The sequence below is a fragment of the Streptomyces sp. NPDC058646 genome (assembly GCF_042716875.1).
GTDB lineage: Bacteria > Actinomycetota > Actinomycetes > Streptomycetales > Streptomycetaceae > Streptomyces.
On sequence record NZ_JBHXRK010000016.1, the window covers coordinates 1 to 18,637 of the forward strand.

The 18,637-nt window shown below is 71.4% G+C and carries 20 protein-coding genes and 1 pseudogene; 11 read left to right on the plus strand and 10 right to left on the minus strand.

Features of this window, described 5'->3' with window-relative positions:
• Nucleotides 1-196 precede the first annotated feature (196 nt).
• A complete protein-coding gene (locus ACFWUZ_RS20100) occupies nt 197-760 on the plus strand; it encodes a GNAT family N-acetyltransferase (RefSeq protein WP_384374285.1) in 564 nt (187 codons plus the stop codon).
• A gap of 18 nt (nt 761-778) precedes the next feature.
• Here the strand turns inward: ACFWUZ_RS20100 and ACFWUZ_RS20105 are convergent, their stop codons facing one another.
• The 7 genes from ACFWUZ_RS20105 to ACFWUZ_RS20135 all read right to left on the minus strand — a co-directional run bounded on the left by ACFWUZ_RS20105 (nt 779) and on the right by ACFWUZ_RS20135 (nt 9,217).
• A complete protein-coding gene (locus ACFWUZ_RS20105; RefSeq protein WP_384374288.1) occupies nt 779-2,329 on the minus strand; it encodes a type VI secretion protein in 1,551 nt (516 codons plus the stop codon).
• Between the two features lie 2 nt (nt 2,330-2,331).
• Nucleotides 2,332-3,753 carry an ATP-binding protein gene (locus ACFWUZ_RS20110; protein ID WP_384374291.1) on the minus strand — a complete coding sequence of 474 codons (1,422 nt, stop codon included), beginning with the start codon at nt 3,751-3,753 and terminating at the stop codon, nt 2,332-2,334.
• A gap of 19 nt (nt 3,754-3,772) precedes the next feature.
• Nucleotides 3,773-5,335: an SCO6880 family protein gene (locus ACFWUZ_RS20115; protein ID WP_384374294.1), complete on the minus strand. Its 1,563-nt coding sequence runs from the start codon at nt 5,333-5,335 to the stop codon at nt 3,773-3,775.
• Nucleotides 5,332-6,660 (minus strand): hypothetical protein, encoded by a 1,329-nt coding sequence (locus tag ACFWUZ_RS20120; RefSeq protein WP_384374297.1) that lies wholly within the window; start codon nt 6,658-6,660, stop codon nt 5,332-5,334. The genes ACFWUZ_RS20115 and ACFWUZ_RS20120 overlap by 4 nt, the downstream gene beginning before the upstream one ends.
• Entirely contained in the window at nt 6,650-7,480 is an 831-nt protein-coding gene (locus tag ACFWUZ_RS20125; RefSeq protein WP_384374300.1) for a hypothetical protein, read from the minus strand. Before ACFWUZ_RS20125 ends, ACFWUZ_RS20120 begins: the two co-directional genes overlap by 11 nt.
• 97 nt (nt 7,481-7,577) lie before the next feature.
• Nucleotides 7,578-7,886 (minus strand): hypothetical protein, encoded by a 309-nt coding sequence (locus ACFWUZ_RS20130; protein WP_031145169.1) that lies wholly within the window; start codon nt 7,884-7,886, stop codon nt 7,578-7,580.
• 527 nt (nt 7,887-8,413) lie between these two features.
• Nucleotides 8,414-9,217, minus strand: coding sequence for a pentapeptide repeat-containing protein (locus ACFWUZ_RS20135; RefSeq protein WP_384374303.1), 804 nt, complete (start codon nt 9,215-9,217; stop codon nt 8,414-8,416).
• A gap of 186 nt (nt 9,218-9,403) precedes the next feature.
• Between ACFWUZ_RS20135 and ACFWUZ_RS20140 the strand changes: the two genes are divergently transcribed.
• The 6 genes and pseudogenes from ACFWUZ_RS20140 to ACFWUZ_RS20165 all read left to right on the plus strand — a co-directional run bounded on the left by ACFWUZ_RS20140 (nt 9,404) and on the right by ACFWUZ_RS20165 (nt 14,428).
• Nucleotides 9,404-10,012, plus strand: a complete 609-nt coding sequence (locus tag ACFWUZ_RS20140; RefSeq protein WP_384374307.1) for a LysE family translocator — start codon at nt 9,404-9,406, stop codon at nt 10,010-10,012.
• 51 nt (nt 10,013-10,063) lie between these two features.
• Nucleotides 10,064-10,858: a thioesterase family protein gene (locus ACFWUZ_RS20145; RefSeq protein ID WP_384374310.1), complete on the plus strand. Its 795-nt coding sequence runs from the start codon at nt 10,064-10,066 to the stop codon at nt 10,856-10,858.
• 126 nt (nt 10,859-10,984) lie between these two features.
• Nucleotides 10,985-11,440, plus strand: a pseudogene (locus ACFWUZ_RS20150) (serine/threonine-protein kinase); the annotation flags it as partial.
• A 314-nt stretch (nt 11,441-11,754) separates the two neighbouring features.
• The gene (locus ACFWUZ_RS20155) at nt 11,755-12,516 is read left to right on the plus strand and encodes a hypothetical protein (protein WP_384374831.1); all 762 of its coding nucleotides are present in this window, start codon (nt 11,755-11,757) and stop codon (nt 12,514-12,516) included.
• On the plus strand, nt 12,468-13,505 hold the full coding sequence (locus tag ACFWUZ_RS20160) for an NlpC/P60 family protein (RefSeq protein ID WP_384374313.1): 1,038 nt from the start codon (nt 12,468-12,470) through the stop codon (nt 13,503-13,505). Before ACFWUZ_RS20155 ends, ACFWUZ_RS20160 begins: the two co-directional genes overlap by 49 nt.
• A 188-nt stretch (nt 13,506-13,693) precedes the next feature.
• On the plus strand, nt 13,694-14,428 hold the full coding sequence (locus ACFWUZ_RS20165) for a phosphatase PAP2 family protein (protein WP_384374316.1): 735 nt from the start codon (nt 13,694-13,696) through the stop codon (nt 14,426-14,428).
• Nucleotides 14,429-14,538: 110 nt separating this feature from the next.
• On the opposite strand, the gene ACFWUZ_RS20170 is transcribed toward ACFWUZ_RS20165, so the two are convergent.
• Both ACFWUZ_RS20170 and ACFWUZ_RS20175 read right to left on the minus strand, forming a co-directional pair.
• Complete coding sequence (locus ACFWUZ_RS20170; RefSeq protein WP_384374319.1) at nt 14,539-14,808, minus strand: hypothetical protein; 270 nt, start codon at nt 14,806-14,808, stop codon at nt 14,539-14,541.
• 81 nt (nt 14,809-14,889) lie between these two features.
• Nucleotides 14,890-15,129: a hypothetical protein gene (locus ACFWUZ_RS20175; protein WP_384374322.1), complete on the minus strand. Its 240-nt coding sequence runs from the start codon at nt 15,127-15,129 to the stop codon at nt 14,890-14,892.
• Between the two features lie 132 nt (nt 15,130-15,261).
• On the opposite strand from ACFWUZ_RS20175, the gene ACFWUZ_RS20180 reads away from it, so the two are divergent.
• Both ACFWUZ_RS20180 and ACFWUZ_RS20185 read left to right on the plus strand, forming a co-directional pair.
• Nucleotides 15,262-16,101 carry a hypothetical protein gene (locus ACFWUZ_RS20180; RefSeq protein ID WP_384374325.1) on the plus strand — a complete coding sequence of 280 codons (840 nt, stop codon included), beginning with the start codon at nt 15,262-15,264 and terminating at the stop codon, nt 16,099-16,101.
• Between the two features lie 146 nt (nt 16,102-16,247).
• On the plus strand, nt 16,248-16,394 hold the full coding sequence (locus tag ACFWUZ_RS20185) for a hypothetical protein (protein ID WP_167347275.1): 147 nt from the start codon (nt 16,248-16,250) through the stop codon (nt 16,392-16,394).
• A gap of 30 nt (nt 16,395-16,424) precedes the next feature.
• Here the strand turns inward: ACFWUZ_RS20185 and ACFWUZ_RS20190 are convergent, their stop codons facing one another.
• Nucleotides 16,425-16,760, minus strand: coding sequence for a metal-sensitive transcriptional regulator (locus ACFWUZ_RS20190; protein ID WP_384374328.1), 336 nt, complete (start codon nt 16,758-16,760; stop codon nt 16,425-16,427).
• Nucleotides 16,761-16,961: 201 nt separating this feature from the next.
• Here ACFWUZ_RS20190 and ACFWUZ_RS20195 point away from each other — a divergent pair, with 201 nt between their 5' ends.
• Both ACFWUZ_RS20195 and ACFWUZ_RS20200 read left to right on the plus strand, forming a co-directional pair.
• Nucleotides 16,962-17,582 (plus strand): DUF47 domain-containing protein, encoded by a 621-nt coding sequence (locus ACFWUZ_RS20195; protein ID WP_384374331.1) that lies wholly within the window; start codon nt 16,962-16,964, stop codon nt 17,580-17,582.
• A 5-nt stretch (nt 17,583-17,587) separates the two neighbouring features.
• A complete protein-coding gene (locus tag ACFWUZ_RS20200) occupies nt 17,588-18,586 on the plus strand; it encodes an anion permease (protein WP_384374334.1) in 999 nt (332 codons plus the stop codon).
• Nucleotides 18,587-18,637 lie beyond the last annotated feature (51 nt).

Here is an 18,637-nt window from a genome sequence, read left to right on the forward strand (position 1 = left end):
GTGGGAGAGTAGGACGCCGCCGAACAATCATTGCGGAAGCCCCGCACCAGCCCTTTTCAGGGTTCGGTGCGGGGCTTTTCTGCGTTCCGGGACGGAAGTGAAATGCGTGGCCGCCTGGTGGAGGGGCTGTGCACGTCGGGGGATGCGTGTGAAATGCCCCAGCGTGGACCAGTGGGCGTCGCTAGTATCTCGAGCCATGAACCAGCACGTGATACGCCCTGTACGAGCCGACGAGTGGGAGAAGGTCAAGGAGCTTCGCCTTGCCGCGCTGCGGGATCCGGCGGCGCCGGTCGCCTTCCTGGAGACGCAGGAGGCTGCCGAGGGCCGGCCCGACGCCTTCTGGCAGGAAAGGACCCAGGGGGCGGCGCAGGGGCGGTCGGTTCGGCAGTTCATCGCCGAAGCGCCCGACGGCACCTGGAACGGGAACATCGTGGTGCTGGTCGAGGAGGCCGGGGACACCGGGATCTTCGACGAGGCCATCGAGGTGCACCAAGGGCACCTGGTGGGGGTGTTCGTCCGGGCGGAGCAGCGGGGTACCGGGCTGACGGAGGCGCTGTTCGAGGCTGCGCTGGAGTGGGCCTGGTCGCTGGAAGGACCGGCGCTGGACCGCGTACGGCTCTTCGTGCACGAGCAGAACGCGCGGGCCGGGGCCTTCTACCGGCGGTTCGGGTTCACGGCGACGGGGCTGGTCGTGCCCGTGCCGACGGATCCCTCGGCCAAGGAACTCGAGTACGTGCTTCCCCGGCCGGCCGCGGTCTAGGTACTGGGACCACAGGGCCTAGGGGAGCTCTGCCCCCGGCCAGCGGGTGCGGGCCTGTTCGCGGCTGCGGCACAGGGCCAGCAGGGGAAGCGTGTCGTCGGTCAGCAGCTCCGGGAGCTGGGGGATCGGGGCGACGGCTGCGACGTCGTCCAGGACGAGCGAGAGTGGTGGGTCGAGCCAGCCGTGGGATGACCGTGCGGCCATGCGGCGGCCGTGCTCGACCACGTGCGAGGCGAGTGCGGTCAGCAGGGGCATCGCACCCGGGTGGGTACGGGGATCTTCCAGCGGTTCGCCCACCACGTAAAGGCTGCCCCCTTCACCCAGGAACGAAGCCAGGGTGAGCGAATCCGTCCGGTTCGGATTGCAGGCCTCACGGATGTGGATGGACGTGAGGCAGGAGAGGGCCCGGGTCGTCAGGTTCTGGGCCAGCTCCCGGCGTTCGGGGTGGGCGGTGAGGGCGCTCTCCAGCTCTCCGGCGGCGCCCGGGGCGGCCTGGGGGTGGGTGCGCAGGACGCGGACCGGGTCCTGGGCGCTGTTGCCCTGGGTCCAGCGGTGGAGCTGCTTGAAGGGGCGGTCCTCCAGGGCTGCGGCCTGGAGCCAGCTCCGAAGGAGCGTTTCCGCGGTGTCGGCGACGGCCGCGTCCATCCGTGCCTGGGGCCGTACGGGGGCCAGCAGGGCGATCGCGCGGGCGGCGGCGGTGTCCCGGTCGGCGCAGCCCTCGGCGGGGTTCCAATGCATCCGGGCCGGGGTGTCGCACAGGTGGGAGGGGTCGTAGAGGAGGACAGGGCCGAGCTTGGCCCGGGCGTCCTTGGTCTCGGCCCAGAGGGTGGGCGACGAGGTGATGATCAGGGTGGCCCCTTCGGCCTCGCGGATGCGCTGTGCTGCCGCGCGGAACCGGTCGTCCGGGCCGCCGTACGCGATGCGGGGCTGCGGGGCCGTGAGGGGGCCGGGGGTGGCGGTCGCGGTGCGGGGGGCGTAGCCGAATCCGTAGCGGTAGGCGTCGTCCACCGGGGCCGGTGCCGGGGGGTGGACCGCAGCCGCAGCCGGGGCCGGGGCGTGGTCGCGGGGCTGTGCCGGTGCCTGGGCCGGTGCGTGGGCCGGCTGGTGGGCTGCGGCGGCTGCGGGTTCCGGTTCCCGCGCGGGGGCCGGGACGGGCGCCGGGTGCGGGGGGTCCTGGTCGGCGGGGGCTCCCGCGGCCTGTCTGGCGCGGGCGCGGCGGGACTTGGTGCGGGCGATGATGCCGATGGCGAAGACCGCCAGGACGAACATCGCCAGCAGCTGTCCGATGAACAGGCCCCAGAACAGGCCCCATCCCGAGAGGGCTGCGGGGTCGGTGTCGGGCCAGGCTCCCGCGAGGTCGTGGGGTTGCGCTATCAGGGCGCGGACCGCCTCCGGGGTGCGGGTGAAGGTGACGGTGTCGGGCCAGGCGCCCTGGACGAACCAGGCGGCGAGGCCCGTGGCCGACCAGACCAGGAGGGCGAGGCCCAGCAGGAAGGCCAGGAGGCCGACCAGCAGGCCGTCCGGGATCCCGCCGCGCGCGGGGGTCTCCGTACGTCGTGCCTCGTGCATGGTCAGGCCACCGTGGTGGCGGAACCGGGGCCGTTGCCGGCGCGGCGGCGTTCGATGGACAAGGCGCGCTCCTCCGCTTCGAGTTCGGCGGCCAGCAGGTCGTCGGGGAGGCGGTCAGGGGTGGAGGACTCGGTCATGGCGCGGTCGGTGAAGACCAGGGGGCGTTCGGCTTCGGTGATCAGGTGTTTGACCACCTGGACGTTGCCGTTGACGTCCCAGACGGCGATGCCGGGGGTGAGGGTCGGGATGATCTCGACGGCCCAGCGCGGGAGGCCGAGTACGCGTCCGGTGGCGCGTGCCTCGTCGGCCTTCTGGGCGTAGATGGTGCGGGTGGAGGCCATCTTGAGGATGGCCGCGGCTTCCCGTGCGGCGGCGCCGTCGACGACGTCGGAGAGGTGGTGCACGACGGCGACGAAGGACAGGCCGAGGCGTCGGCCGAACTTCAGGAGGCGCTGGAACAGCTGGGCCACGAAGGGGCTGTTGATGATGTGCCAGGCCTCTTCCACGAGGAAGATGCGCTTCTTGCGGTCGGGGCGGATCCAGGTGTGCTCCAGCCAGACGCCGACGATCGCCATGAGGATCGGCATCGCGATGGAGTTGCGGTCGATGTGGGAGAGGTCGAAGACGATCAGGGGGGCGTCGAGGTCGATGCCGACGGTGGTCGGGCCGTCGAACATCCCGCGGAGGTCGCCGTCGACGAGGCGGTCGAGGACCAGGGCTACGTCGAGGCCCCAGGCCCGGACATCGTCTATGTCGACGTTCATGGCGAGCGCCGATTCGGCTTCGGGGTGGCGCAGCTGTTCCACGATGTCGGTGAGGACGGGCTGGCGGTCCTGGATGGCGTCGACGACGTAGGCGTGGGCGACCTTCAGGGCGAAGCCGGCGCGCTCGTCGAGGCCGTGGCCCATGGCGACTTCGATGATGGTGCGGAGCAGCGCGAGCTGCCCGGTCGTGGTGATCGACGGGTCGAGGGGGTTGAGGCGGATCCCGTCGTTGTTGGCGGCGATGGGGTCCAGGCGGATGGGGGTTATCCCCAGCTCCTGGGCGATCAGGTTCCACTCGCCGACGCCGTCCTCGCCCTGGGCGTCGAGGACGACGACCTGGCGGTCCTTGAAGCGGAGCTGGCGCAGGACGTACGTCTTCTCCAGGGCGGACTTGCCGTTGCCGGATTCGCCGAGGACCAGCCAGTGGGGGGCCGGGAGCTGCTGTCCGTACAGCTGGAAGGGGTCGTAGATGTAGCCCTTGCCGCTGTAGACCTCGCGGCCGATGATGACGCCGGAGTCGCCGAGTCCGGGGGCGGCGGTGGGCAGGTAGACGGCTTGCGCCTGCCCGGTGGAGGTGCGGACGGGCAGGCGCGTGGTTTCGACTTTGCCGAAGAGGAAGCTGGTGAAGGCGTCCGTCAGGGCGGACATGGGATCTCGCATGGGCGGCACTTCCCTCCAGCTAGCGTCGGATGCCGGTGGCGAACGGCAAGGTGTTGACGAAGGCGCGGTGGTGCTCGCGGTCGCACCATTCCAGCTTCAGGTAGGACTTGCCGGCGGAGGCGCGGATCGTCCGCTTGTCGCGGGCGAGGGCCTCCGGCGAACGCGAGGACACCGTGATGTACCCGACCAGGTTGACTCCCGCAGCGCCGCTGGCGAGATCTTCACCCCTCTGGTCGAGTCTGCCGTGTGCGGCGATGTCGCGGGGGTCGACGGTGCGGTTCATCTTGGCGGCGCGGCTGGCGTCGGCCTCGTCGTTGGTCTTCTCGGTGAGCATGCGCTCGATGGCCACCTCGGTGGGCTCCAGGTCCATGGTGACGGCGACGGTGCGGATCACGTCGGGGGTGTGGACGAGGAGCGGGGCGAGGAAGTTGACGCCGACCGGGGTCATCGGCCACTCCTTCACCCAGGCCGTGGCGTGGCACCAGGGGGCGCGGGTGGAGGATTCGCGGGTCTTGGCCTGGAGGTAGGTGGGTTCCACCGCGTCGAGTTCGGCGGGCCAGGCGTTGCGCTTGGTCATGGCCTGGATGTGGTCGATGGGGTGGTCCGGGTCGTACATGGAGTGCACGAGCGAGGAGAGGCGGCCCTGGCCCAGCGGCTGGCGGACGCGGATGTCGGCTTCGGCGAGGCGGGCGCAGATGTCGGTGAGCTCGCGGGCCATGACGATGGCGAGGCCCGCGTCGCGGTCGAGCTTGCGGCCCTTGTGGGGGGTGGAGGCGCGGGCGATGGTGACGGCCTCGGCGGCCAGGTCGCGGGTGTAGTGCATGCAGGCGACGAGGTAGGCGCGGTGCTGCTCGGAGGAGGTGGACACCATCGACTGGAGCTGGTCGTAGGAGTCGCGCAGCCAGCCGGGGGCCTGGGTGTCGCCGCGCTGGGCGACGTCCTTGGCGTGTGCGTCCGGGTCGGCGGGCAGGGTGCGGGCGAGCATCTGGAGGCGGGTGACGAAGCCGTCGCCGTTGGCCACGTGCTTGAGGAGGGTGCCGAAGCGGTCGACGAGGGCTTCCTGGTCCTCGCTGTCGCGCAGGCCGACGCCGGGGCCCTCGATCTCGATGGCCGCGGTGACGGTGCGGCGGTCGGCGTGCAGGAGCACGGCGATCTCGTCCGGGCCGAAGGGGGCGGCGAGCCAGTTGATGCGGCCGATGCCGGGGGGCGGGCCGACTTCGACCTCGCGGCCGTCGGCGCCGCGGACGCCTGCTTCCATGGCGCCCGAGCGGTACGTCGTACCGCGCCGCAGGGTGCGCTTGTAGCTGCGGTTGATCTCGAACCAGCGGTAGAAGGTGCGGCCCTTGTAGGGGACGTACACGGCGGCGAGCGCGAGCATGGGGAGGCCGGCGAGGCTGACGATGCGCAGGGTGAGGTCGGGGACGAGCAGTCCGCTCATCATGCCGAGGAACGCTCCCGCGATGATCAGGGCGATCTCGCCGGTCTCGCGGTTCTTGCCGACGATCGCGTTCGGCCGGGCGCGGCCGATGAGATACGTGCGGCGGGGCGCGACCGGGTGCAGCTGGTGGGACTGGGTCGTCAACGCCCGTCACCTCCTGTGTTCCTCGTGCTCGAACTCGTGCGGGGCGGGGGTGCGGCGGAGGGGACGGATCCGCCGCCGGACCCGCCGCCGGAGGCCGGGCGGCTGCTGTGGGCGGCCACGCCTCCGGAGATCGGATTGGCGGGGCGGGGCGTGTTGCCGCCGCCGTCGCCGCCGCCGCGGTGGGCGCCGCGGCTGCTGTGCGTCTTGATGCCCTGCGAGACGAGGGAGGCCGGGGAGCTGATGACGGCTGCTGCCTGGGCGCCGTCGGTGGCCTTGCTGCGGTGGGAGCGGGCGGAGGCGATCTCGTCGCCGAAGCCGGGGACGAAGCGGTAGATCATCGCGGAGGCGAAGATCGCCAGGAGGATGATGGCGAGGCCGGTGACGACGGCGGAGAAGGCGTTGGGGCCTTCTTCGCCCGCGAGGGCGCCGGCGAGGCCGAGGACGATGACGATGACCGGCTTGACGAGGATGACGGCGATCATGATGCCGGCCCAGCGGCGGACGTGGCCCCAGAGGTTCCGGTCGACGAGGCCCGCGTAGACGACGACGCCGAGGAGGGCGCCGACGTAGAGGAGGGCGGCCCGGATGAAGAGTTCCAGGTAGAGGATGCCGGCGGCGAGGACGGTGACGAGGGAGACGACGATCAGCATGATCGGGCCGCCGCCGATGTCGTCGCCCTTCTTGAGGGCTTCGGAGAAGGAGCCGAAGAAGACGTCGGTCTGGCCGCCGGTGGCGGCGGCGATGACTTCGGTGACGCCGTCGGTGGCGGAGACGACGGTGTAGAGGATGAGCGGGGTGAAGGCGGAGGCGAGGACCGTGAGCCAGAGGAAGCCGATGGCTTCGGAGAGGGCCGTGGTCAGGGGGACGCCGCGGACGGCTCGCTTGGCGACGGCGAAGAGCCAGATGACGAGCGTGAGGATGGTGGAGGCGGCGAAGACGACGGCGTACTGCTTGAGGAAGGTGGCGTTGGTGAAGTCGACCTCGGCCGTGCTCTTGACCGCTTCGCTGAGTTTGCCGACGATCCAGGATGCGGCGTCGGCGCAGCCTTTGGCCAGGGAGGCCAGGGGGTTGAGGGCGTCGGCGGGGTTGTTGGAGTTGAGCCCGGGACTGGTGGATCCGCCGGTAGCTGCGCCGTCGCCCTTAAGGCAGTAGTCCTTGGCCGAGCCGATCAGGAGGTCGCAGTCCTTGTTGGCGGCCGGTGTCGAGGGGGATGGGGTCGGCGTCGGGCTGGGTGTGGGAGCGGCGTGGGCGGCGGATGCCAGTCCTACGATGGCCACGTGCGCGGAGGCCAGGACGCCCGCCTGGCGGCGGAGGCTAGCGGGCATAGGTGAACCCTCCGAACTCCTTGGTGGCCTTGCTGATGTCGTCCGCGGACGACACGGCGGCGTCGCCGGGTACCGGAGCGGGGCCGTCCTGCTGGGTTTCGGCGCTGATCTTCCAGTCCTCTCCGGACCAGACCAGTTCGAAGATCCAGGTCTTCCAAGTGGTGCGCACCGGGTCGGTGGACTTGTCACCGGACATGCCGATCAGCCCTGTGGACCAGACGGCGACCTTCGCGGTCGCGGGCGTGTAGCTGTCGACCCGGGTACCGACCGGGATGGTGCGGGTGACGAAGGTGCTGCCTTGCGGCGGGTTGCCGTTGGCGTCAAGGCCGAGTTTGGCGAGGAACTCCGTCGAGTATGCGGTGTCCTGAGGTCCCTTCATACGAGAGGCCACCTCCGGTGCGTAGATCCCGTCGACGAGGGTATGGCGGGTGTTCTTTTTGAACATGCCGTCGGAGCCCAGGGCCACCGCGTAGTTGGCGGCTGCCGACTGGGCGCCCTGTTCGTCGTGGGCGAAGCCCTTGGGGATGCCCGCGGCCTTGCCCGTGACCGGGGTGGTGCCCGTGGCTGCGGTGGCGGCGGCTGTCGGGGGTTTGTCCGAGGGAGGGGTTCCGGGGGTGTCCGGGCCCTGGTTCGCGAACGCGATGGCGGCGATCAGGAGGACCACCACGCCGACGACCGTGACGAGGCCGCGGGAGGCGCGGGGGGTGCGGCGCGTGGGGCCGTACGGGTCGGCGGGGGGGTCCGGGAGGCGGGTACGGGTCTGGCCCGTGCCGCCGACCTCGCCGTGGCTGCCGCCGCCGTACTGATCGTCGTTGCTCATTGCGTGTCCGCCCCCTCCGCGTCGTCCGACGGTAGCGCTGGTTCCCGCTCAGGCGCGGTGTGGTGAGTCCTCATCAGGTACCGCCGCGGCGGCCCGGCTAGACGGCCATTCCGTAGACGATCGTGAAGAGGGTTCCGAGGGAGCCGATGATGAAGACGCCGGTCAGCCCGGCCACGATCAGGCCCTTGCCCTGTTCCGCGCTGAAGGTGTCGCGGAGGGCGGTCGCGCCGATGCGCTGCTTGGCCGCGCCCCAGATGGCGATGCCGAGGCAGAGCAGGATCGCCACGGCCATGACCACCTCGATCATGATCTTCGCCTCGTTGCCGAGGCTGCCGAACGGCCCCCAGTTCGGGGCGATTCCGCCGATGATGGTGGTAATGTCGCCCTTTTCGGCTGCCAGGATCATGTAACTCACCGCCCCTGTATGGGTAGTTCCGGTAGCCCGTGCCCGCTGGCAGGGGTCACTCACTATCTTCGCTGATGAAACTGCCGCCGTCGTCGACTTGACGGCTCTCTTTACCCGATCTCCCGGCTCGTATCCCGCCTTCGGGCCCTGACCTGGGCGGGGGCGGTGTGTATGCGGAAGAACGTATGGTCACTCTGTGTATCACGAGGTGTGACGCCGGGCAATGATTGTCGTCTCGGCGTACGGGGGGTGGAGGTGTGGGCCGCCGTTCGGTGCGGGGAGTTCGTGTGATGTTGGACCGACTTGCCGATATATGTCTGATATTCCGTCAGTCGGTTTATTGGCGTGCGGGGTGGGGGCAGGGGGGTCCGGCGTGTGGCTGACGCCCGGGGGCCGGTGCGCGCCCCGATGCGTGTCGGCCGAGGTCGCCGGACGGGGCGTCCGTGCGGCGCCGTTGCCGGGGTTCCGCCCCGGACCCCGCGCCTCAGACGCCGGCGGGGCTGGATTCAGGGGCTCCGCGGGGTGGGTCAGGTCCAGTGGGAGGGGTGGGTGAGGGCGGAGGGGAGCTGGGTGGTGGGGTCGCCTTGGGCGGCGTTGAGTTGGGCCTGGGTGAGGAAGACGGCGTCGCGGAGGTCCGCGCCGCGGAGGTCGGCGTCGCGGAGGTCCGCGCCGATCAGGTCGGCCGTGCGGAGGTCGGCCCGGCTGAGGTCGGCGGCGATGAGGTAGGCGCCGCGGAGATTCGCGCCGCGCAGGTTCGCACCCGTGAGGCGGGCTCCCATCAGGTCCGCGCCGCGGTGGTTCTTCTTGCGGCCCGGCACCTTCGCCCGTACGAGTTCGCTCGTCTTCAGGAGCAGGGTGTTGATCCGCAGGCGGAGCGCGCCGACGTCCAGGTCCGCGAGGGCCTCCGCGTCGGCGCGGGTCCACTCCTCGGTCTCCGCCAGGACGCGGCGCAGCTCCGCGTGGACCGGGGCGGCGTCCCGGAGGGTCAGGGCTTCGGCCGTGTAGAAGAGCAGCTCGTGGAGCTGCCGCATCACCGGGAAGACCTCGAACATCTGCCGGGCCGTGCCGGTGTGGGTGCGCCAGTCGCGGCCGCCGAAGGTGACCTGGGAGACCTGCTGGCCGGCGCCGAAGCAGTCGAAGACCGTGCAGCCCTGGAAGCCCTTGTCGCGCAGCCGGGTGTGGATGCCGCAGCGGAAGTCCTCCCGGAGGTTCGCGCAGGGGGTTCCGGCGGGCTTGTTCACCGCGAAGTCGCTGGACTTGGCGAAGGGCAGGGCGACGCAGCAGAGGGCGAAGCAGTGGGCGCAGTCGGCTTGCAGGACAGGAAGGGACACGTCCCCATTGTCCCCGGTGGGTGGAGTGCGTGCCGCCGGAGGCCCGCGCCTCCTCCCCGGGGTCGCGCCGGATGCCGGTCAGGGGTGCGGACGGGGTGGTTCCGGGCGGATCCCGGTTCGGTCCGTGCTTGATCCGGGCTCGATTCGGGGTTGATCGAGGAGCGGGCGGGCGGTGAGCATCGCTGCATGACAGAAGTGATCGCAGTTGCTGTTATTACGCTCCTCGCCGTGATCAGTCCCGGCGCCGATTTCGCCATGGTGGTCCGCAACAGCTACCTCTACGGGCGGTCCACGGGCCTGTTCGCCGCCGCCGGGGTCGCGGCCGGGGTCCTGGTCCACGTCTCCTACACGATGCTCGGGGTCGGTCTGCTGATCGCGTCGTCCACCACGCTGTTCACGGTGATCAAGCTGGCGGGTGCGGCGTACCTGGTGTGGATCGGGATCCGGACCTTCCGGGCGCGGGCGGAGGTGACCGTGGACCTGGAGTCCGGGAGGCAGCTGACCCGGCTCGGGGCGATGCGGTCGGGGTTCCTGACCAATGTGCTGAACCCGAAGACGACGCTGTTCGTGGTGTCGACCTTCACGCAGGTCGTGAACCCGGGGACCCCGGTGTGGCAGCAGGCCGGGTACGGGCTGTTCATGTCGGCCGCCCACCTGGGCTGGTTCGGGGCGGTGGCCCTGTTCTTCTCCGTGTCCCGGCTGCGGGAGCGGATGCTGAAGGCGCAGAAGACGCTGAACCGGGCCATCGGCTCGGTGCTGGTGGGGCTGGGGGTGGGGCTGGGGTTCGCCCGCTGAGGCCTCCGGCGGGTCTGGTGGAGCTGGTTACCTGTCGGTAGCGTGCGCGGCATGGGTGCTCCCGAGGGGTTCTACGAGCGGATCGACACCGGGCGGTTCCGGGCCACCGCGTACACGCGCGGGCCCTGGGACGAGGGCGCGCAGCACGCGGGTCCGCCCGCCGCGCTGCTGGGCCGGGCCGTGGAGGAGCGGCCCGGTGGGCGCGCTGACATGCGGATCGCGCGGATCACCTACGAGATCCTGCGGCCGGTGCCGATCGGGGCGCTGGAGATCACCACGAGCGTGCTGCGCGCCGGGCGCGGCACCGAGCTGGTCGAGGCCTCGCTCACGCCGGCCGGTGCGGACGCTCCCGTGATGCTGGCGCGGGCCCTGCGGATCCGGGTGGCCGGGGAGGCGGTGCCGGCCGTGGCGCCGGGGCCGCAGCTGCCGCCGCCGGGGGAGGCCGGGGCGACGCCGTTCTTCCCGGTGCCGTGGGAGACCGGCTACCACACGGCCATGGAGGCCCGTTTCACCGAAGGCGCCTTCACGGAGCTGGGCCCGGGCACCTGCTGGATGCGGATGCGGGTGCCGCTCGTGGCCGGGGAGGAGGTCCGCCCGCTGGACCGGGTGCTGACCGCCGCGGACTCCGGCAACGGCATCAGCTCGGTGCTGGACTTCGGCCGGTTCGTCTTCGTCAACGGCGACCTCACCGTCCACCTGCACCGCCATCCGGTCGGTGAGTGGGCCTGCGTGGAGTCCCGTACGAGCGTGGACGCGGCGGGCATCGGGCTGGTCGACGCCCGGCTCCACGACGAGAAGGGCCCCATCGGGCGGAGCGCGCAGAGTCTCTTCGTCGCTCCCAGATAGCGTCAACCCGCCCTCTGGGGAAGGGGAGATGGGTGTGGCAGGCTCGGCGGGGTGGAGCCGCTGACCGGTAGAGATCCCGCGCGCATCGGTGCGCACGTCCTGCTGGCCCGGCTCGGGGCCATGGGCATGGGGCAGGTGTACCTCGGCCGTTCGCCCGGCGGGCGGCTGGTCGCGGTGAAGGTCGTGCGCGAGGAGGTCACCGCGCACCCCGACGCGCCGGCGCGCTTGCGGCGGGAGGTCCGGACGGTGGCGGCCGTGCGCTCCGCCTGGACCGCGAACCTGGTCGACGCCTCGCTGGAGGGTGCGCCGTACTGGCCGGCCACCGAGTACGTTGCGGGCCCCACCCTCGGCCACGCGGTGCGCGGGCACGGGCCGCTGCCGGCGCGGACCTGCCGGCTGCTGGGGACGGCCCTGGCCGGCGTGCACGCGTACGGGGTGACCCACCGGGACCTCAAGCCGCAGAACGTCGTCCTGGGTGCGCAGGGTCCGCAGCTGATCGACTTCGGCATCGCGCGGGGGGTCGGTTCGACCGAGCTCACCCAGGACGGGCAGGTCCCGGGCACGCCCGGCTACACGGCGCCCGAAGTGCTGATGGGCGGTGAGACGGGCGCGGCGGCCGATGTGTTTGCGCTCAGCGCGACCCTACGCGGCCACGGGGCGGCCGCCCTTCGGCGGTGGCGCGGCGGCGACGGTCGGGTACCGGGCGGTCCACGAACCGGTGGACGTGGCCGGGGTGGAGCCGGAGCTCGCGGCGCTGATCGAGGACTGCGCGGCGAGGCAGCGGAGGCGGGGGACACCTTCCTGCGGACGCGGGAGTACGACGCGCGCCGGCCGTCCGCGGGGCGTCGGGGCACGGGGAGCGCAGGGAGCGCAGAGGGCGCGGGGGCCGGGCCGCCGTGGGTACGGCCGTGCTCCTCGGGCTCGCCCTCGCGGCGTGGCAACTGCTGTCGGCGGGCGGCGAGGACGGTGGCGGTGGCGGGGAGGTGGCGAAGCCGCCGGCCGAGTACATCGGGGGCGGCCGTGCCTGCCGCTACCGCTGGACTCCGTCCGCGGACGCCGGGCTCGCCGCGCAGGGCGCCGGGCAGTGCGAACTGCCGCCCGTGGAGCAGGCTCCGGGTGCGGGGGTGCAGACCACCGTGTCGGCGTCCGGCACGAACGGGGTGCAGAGCGGGTCCGTGACCATCCGGATGCGGAGCATGCCCGGCGGGTCCGGCGGCGGGGAGGAGAAGCCCGATCCCTACTACGCCGCCGTGGCCGTGCAGGGGCCCGGCGAGGTTCCGCCCGGGGCCTTCCTCGCCGGAAACAAGGGCGTCGGCTGCACCAGCAAGCCCGCGGACGTCCACGCCCACGCGGGGACGGGGGAGTACGTGACGCTCACCCACCCCGACGGCTTCGCTCCGTGCGGGGGCGGCAGAACCTGGCCCGCCGTGCCCCTCGCCGAGGATCCGGGGGACTGGACGGTGGTCTTCTACCACGTTGAAGATGATCCTACGAAGTACGCGAGCATTGCCTGCGCGGGCTTCCGCATGACCGTAGCAAGTGGGCTAGTAGGACAGGCGACACGGGCGAATCGCGGCGGAAAGCGACGGGGATGGGGGAGGGTTGACGGGTGCGCAGAATCTGGAAGGTCGGCGGGATCGGGTTCGGGGTGTTCCTGAGCTTCCTGCTGCTCCTCGTCGTGGGGACGTACTCGGCCGCGGCGGGACTCGTGGGCGGAGCGGCGGCGGGCGGCCCCGCCGTGGGCCTCGTGAAGGGGGCCGTACCCGCGAAGTACCAGGCTCTGGTGGAGAAGTGGGGCAACCTGTGCCCGGCCATCAACCCGGCGCTGCTCGCGGCGCAGCTGTACTCGGAGAGCGGCTGGAACCCGAGTGCGGTCAGCCCGGCGGACGCGCGCGGCATCGCGCAGTTCATCCCGGGCACGTGGGCGGGCCACGGCATCGACGGGGACGGTGACGGGGACCGGGACATCTGGGACCCCAACGACGCCATCCCGTCGGCGGCCTCGTACGACTGCGAACTGTCCAAGGACGTGGCGAGCGTGCCCGGGGACGCGACGGCGAACATGCTAGCGGCCTACAACGCGGGTGCCTACGCGGTCATCAAGTACGGCGGGGTGCCCCCGTACAAGGAGACCCAGGGCTACGTGAAGACCATCACGACGCTGGCCAAGAGCTTCGCGCGGCCGGCCGGCCGGGTCGCGCCCTCCCAGCAGGCCGCCGGGGCGATCTACTTCGCGCAGAAGCAGCTCGGGACGCCGTACCTGTGGGGCGGCAACGGGACGCCGGAGCAGAACGGGCGGTTCGACTGCTCGGGGCTGACCAAGGCGGCGTACGAGACGGTGGGCATCGAACTGCCGCGGGTGGCCAACGACCAGTACAACGCCGGTCCGCACCCTTCGCGCGACGAACTGCTCCCCGGTGACCTGGTGTTCTTCTCCGACGATCTGACGAATTCACGGGAGATCCGGCACGTCGGCCTGTACGTGGGTGGTGGCTACATGATCAACGCCCCGTTCACCGGCGCCGTGATCCGTTTCGACAAGATCGACACCCCGGACTACTTCGGTGCGACGCGGGTGACGAAGGACGGCGCGGCGGCTCTACCGGAGCGGGCCGCGGCGGGCCCGTCCGCCAGTAACTCTCCGTAAATCAAAGGCCCTGAGCTGCGACGATGAGTCACTCTTCGATAACGTTGAAGTGATCATTCGGTGGAGAGTGGAACGTAGCTGTCAGAACCGGCGTTCCATGGACGCAGGGCTTGATCAAGTGGGGGCGAAGGGGCGCACGCAGTGGTGCGCCCGCAGGGGAACCACGGCAAGAGCAAGGGGCCGCAACCATGGCTGGACTCACGACTGGTGGGCCGAACGTGGATGTCAGCCTGCTGTACGAGATCAACGGGATCGCCCGGCACGCCCCCGACTGGTTCGACCGGGCCGTCACCCTGGCCGGCGCCCACGGGATCCTGCTCACGCTGGTGCTCCTGGTCCTCTGGTGCTGGCGCGGTGCGCGCCGGCAGGACGACGCCACGGCCGTCGAGACCTTCACCGCCCTCGTGTGGGCCCCGCTCGCCGCCGGACTGGCCCTGCTCGTGAACATGCCGCTGCGTGAATTCGTCGCGCGGCCGAGGCCGTTCCGGCAGCACCCCTCCGTCCAGGTCCTCGATCCCTACCTGGAGACCGGGCCGGGCCTGGCGGCGACGGACTTCTCCTTCGTCAGCGGCCACGCCACCCTCGCGATGGCCCTGGGCGTCGGCCTGTTCGTGGCGAACCGCAGGGCCGGGTTCATCGGCATCGGGCTCGCCCTCCTGGAGGGCTTCTGCCGCGTGTACGTGGGCGTGCAGTACCCGACGGACGTGATCGGCGGCTTCGCACTGGGGACCGCCGTCGTCCTGCTGCTCGCCCCGCTCGCGATGGCGCTGCTGACCCCGCCGGTACGGGCGCTGGCCCGCTCCCCGCGCACCGCCCTCCTCGTCCGTACCGGGAAGGGGGGCCTGCCCCGGCCCGTCGACCTGCCGCAGGCCCCGTCCCCGCAGGCCGACCAGCGCACCCACGAGAGCGGCCTGGCGGCCTGAGGTTCAGGCGGTCCCGTACGCGTCCCACACGGCGAGCAGTACGGCGACCAGCAGGCAGAACCCGGCGGCCCCGAAGCACAGCCGCACCGCGGGCGGGCGCGGCCGTGGCGTCACCGGTCGCCGCCCCCGCTGCCCGGGTCGCCGCCGTTCGTGTTCCGGCCGGCCGCCTCCTCGGTGGTCCGGGCGTTCGCGCGGCGGTAGCGGGAGCGCAGCCACAGTCCGGTGGCCAGGGCCGCCGCGGTGGTCAGCCCGATGGCCAGGGCGACGTCGCCGGGACCGTCCGCCGAGCCCGCGGGACGCGCCCAGGCCGGAGCGGCCGGGGTCAGCGCGAGGAGCAGGGCCCAGAGGAGGGCCGCGGAGCGGGCTGCGGGTCCTGGCATGAGTCAAGGGCATCCGCTCGGGTGCAGGTCGGCCAGCCGGGCCGTCCGAACGGGCGACGCGCCGTACGGACCGGGCCGGGGCTACTCCTGCGCGGTGTGCCGGGTGGCGTCCTTGCGGGCCAGGTCGCGGGAGCGGCGGGCCGGCCCGGACCAGCCGCAGGTGCAGACCGCGAGGCAGAAGGCCCCGCGTTCGGCGGTGGAGGTGCTGTGCGGGCCGCCGGACGGCTGCGGCGGTCTCCCGGCCCCGGGCTGGAGCGGCAGGCCCGGGAGCGGCGCGCAGGCAAGCGGAAGGAGCGGGGTCGCTTCGGTGTGCGGTTCCACCCACCCAAGGTACCCGGGGCGTGCGCGGGCCGGGGAGGGCAGTGGCCCGTGACGGGAAACCTCAGGCCTCGTTAAGCGGAGCGGGTGGGGGCCTCGGGCAAGCAGCGGTCATGCGTTGGGGGTTGGCAGGCGATGGTGGTGCACCAGCACAGGCGGCGGCGCGGGCGCGCGGGCGAGGCGGTGCTCGTCCTCGGCGTCGGCCTCGCGGTCGCGGCGACCGGCGGGTGCGGGGGCGACGGCGGCGGCCGCGCCGAGGACCGGCCCCCGGCGGACGCGGCGGCGGTGGTGCGGGGTGCCGCCGACGCGCTGGCGAAGACCGGCAGCGCCCAGGCCCGTACGGCGATGGAGATGGCCACGGGCGGCACCCGGGTCACGATCCACGGCGAGGGCGGCGTCGACTTCACGAAGCGGATGGGGCAGCTCCTGGTGATGCTCCCGGCCGATGTGACGGGCAAGCCGGGGCACCGGCCGATCACCGAGCTGCTCGCACCCGGCGCCCTCTACATGAAGAACCGGGGCGCGGGCGTCCCCGACGACAAGTGGGTGCGGGTCGACACGACGGCCCTCCCCGACGGGAACCTGGTCACGGGCGGGGCCACCGACCCGCTGGCCGCGGCCGAGCTGCTGCGGGGCGCGCAGGAGGTGACGTACGTCGGGGAGACCGAGGTGGCGGGCACCAAGGTGCGGCACTACCGGGGGACCACGGACATCGGGCGGGCCGCTCGCAGCGCCTCGCCGGAGGTGAAGGGGGCGCTGGAGGCGGCGGCGAAAGGGTTCAGCACGGACACCGTGCCCTTCGACGTCTACCTGGACGAGGAGGGACGGATGCGGAAGGTCCGGCACCGCTTCAGCTATGTCAACAAGGGCGTGATCGATGTCTCCTCGACCACGCTGCTGTACGGATTCGGGACGCCGGTGAACGTCGTCCTGCCCGCGAGCGGGGACATCTATGCCGGGAAGATCGCGGAATAGCCGGGCGGGCGGCTTCCGGGCGGCGCGTTCGGGCCATGCCGGGTTTCCGGAAATGGTCCATCCGTGTCATGCGCGCCGCACCGGGTCCTCCCTACGCTGAGAAGCCGAGCGCCTTCGGGCGATGGCGGCAGATTGAGGTGACACGCGTGACTCCCGCAGGCGGCATGACGGTGCAGGACCACGTGGCCCTCGCCGAGATCGAGCTGTGCGGCGAACTGATCATCGCGGCCTCCGCGGCCGACGAGGAGCGGCTCAGCCTGGACCGGATCGACGAGGTCCTGCTGGGCCCGTAGACGGGTCCGCGGGGTGGGAGGCGCGGGGGGTCAGGTGCGCAGGAGGCGGGCGATGGCCTTGGTGGCTTCCTCGACCTTGGCGTCGATCTCGGCGCCGCCCTTGACGGCCGCGTCGGCGACGCAGTGGCGCAGGTGCTCCTCCAGGAGCTGGAGCGCGAAGGACTGCAGCGCCTTCGTGCTGGCCGAGACCTGGGTGAGTATGTCGATGCAGTACACGTCCTCGTCGACGAGCCGCTGGAGGCCGCGGATCTGGCCCTCGATGCGGCGCAGCCGCTTCAGGTGCTCGTCCTTCTGGTGGTGGTACCCGTGTACTGCCGGGGCCGTGCCGGTCTCGGCTCCGGAGCCCTCCGCCTCGATGGCCGTCATGCGTCCTCCCGTGGTCTGGTCCGGAACGAGGGGACTGGATACCCCTCGTGGGTATAGGGTACTGGGCCCTGGTGGCACGGACAGGGGTCCGTCGTCCTCACTCTGCCTGATGGAGGACACTGGGGAACTGCCGGTTAGCCGTGGCAGGGGGATGCGCCTAGCATCAGCCTGACCGAATCCAATGCACCCCGAGGACCTCACGTGCGATTTCGTCTGACCCCCAGGGAGACGAGCTTCTACGACATGTTCGCCGCATCCGCGGACAACATCGTCACGGGCTCCAAGCTCCTCATGGAACTGCTCGGAGCGGAATCCTCCGCCCGGGCCGAGATCGCGGAGCGGATGCGGGCAGCGGAGCACGCGGGGGACGACGCCACCCACGCGATCTTCCACCAGCTGAACTCCTCCTTCATCACGCCGTTCGACCGCGAGGACATCTACAACCTGGCCTCGTCGCTCGACGACATCATGGACTTCATGGAGGAGGCCGTCGACCTGGTCGTCCTCTACAACGTGGAGGAGCTGCCCAAGGGCGTCGAGCAGCAGATCGAGGTGCTGGCGCGCGCCGCCGAGCTGACGGCGGAGGCCATGCCGCACCTGCGGACGATGGACAACCTGACCGAGTACTGGATCGAGGTCAACCGCCTCGAGAACCAGGCGGACCAGATCCACCGCAAGTTGCTCGCCCAGCTCTTCAACGGCAAGTACGACGCCATGGAGGTGCTGAAGCTCAAGCAGATCGTCGACGTGCTCGAAGAGGCGGCCGACGCGTTCGAGCACGTCGCGAACACGGTGGAGACCATCGCGGTCAAGGAGTCCTGAACCTCGTGGACACCTTCGCTCTGATCGTGACCATCGGTGTCGCGCTCGGTTTCACGTACACCAACGGTTTCCACGACTCGGCGAACGCGATCGCGACCTCGGTCTCGACCCGCGCGCTGACCCCGCGCGCCGCGCTCGCCATGGCCGCGGTGATGAACCTCGCCGGTGCCTTCCTGGGCAGCGGGGTCGCCAAGACCGTCAGCAAGGGCCTGATCGAGACGCCCCACGGCAACCGGGGCATGTGGATCCTCTTCTCTGCGCTCGTGGGCGCGATCGTCTGGAACCTGATCACCTGGTACTTCGGTCTGCCCTCGTCCTCCTCGCACGCGCTGTTCGGCGGCATGGTGGGAGCGGCGCTGGCCGGCGGCATCGGCGTCCTGTGGGACGGCGTGCTGGACAAGATCGTCATCCCGATGTTCATCTCGCCCGTGGTCGGCCTGGTGGCCGGTTATCTGGTGATGGTGGTCATCCTGTGGATGTTCCGCCGGGCCAACCCGCACAAGGCCAAGCGCGGTTTCCGTATCGCGCAGACGGTGTCCGCGGCGGGCATGGCCCTCGGCCATGGTCTGCAGGACGCGCAGAAGACGATGGGCATCGTCGTGCTGGCGCTGGTCATCTCCGACGTGCAGACGGCCGACGACGCCATCCCGCTGTGGGTGAAGGTCGCCTGCGCCGTGATGCTGTCGCTGGGTACGTACGCGGGCGGCTGGCGCATCATGCGCACCCTCGGCCGCAAGATCATCGAGCTGGACCCGCCGCAGGGCTTCGCGGCCGAGACCACCGGTGCGTCGATCATGTTCGGCTCGGCGTTCCTCTTCCACGCGCCGATCTCCACCACCCATGTGATCACCTCGGCGATCATGGGCGTGGGGGCGACCAAGCGGGTGAACGCCGTCCGCTGGGGCGTCGCCAAGAACATCATCCTGGGCTGGTTCATCACGATGCCCGCCGCGGCCCTGGTGGCCGCCGTCAGCTTCTGGATCGTGAACCTGGCCTTCGTCTAGGCCAGGAAGGAAAGCGGGCCGGCTCCCCCCACCCAGGGGGAGCCGGCCCTT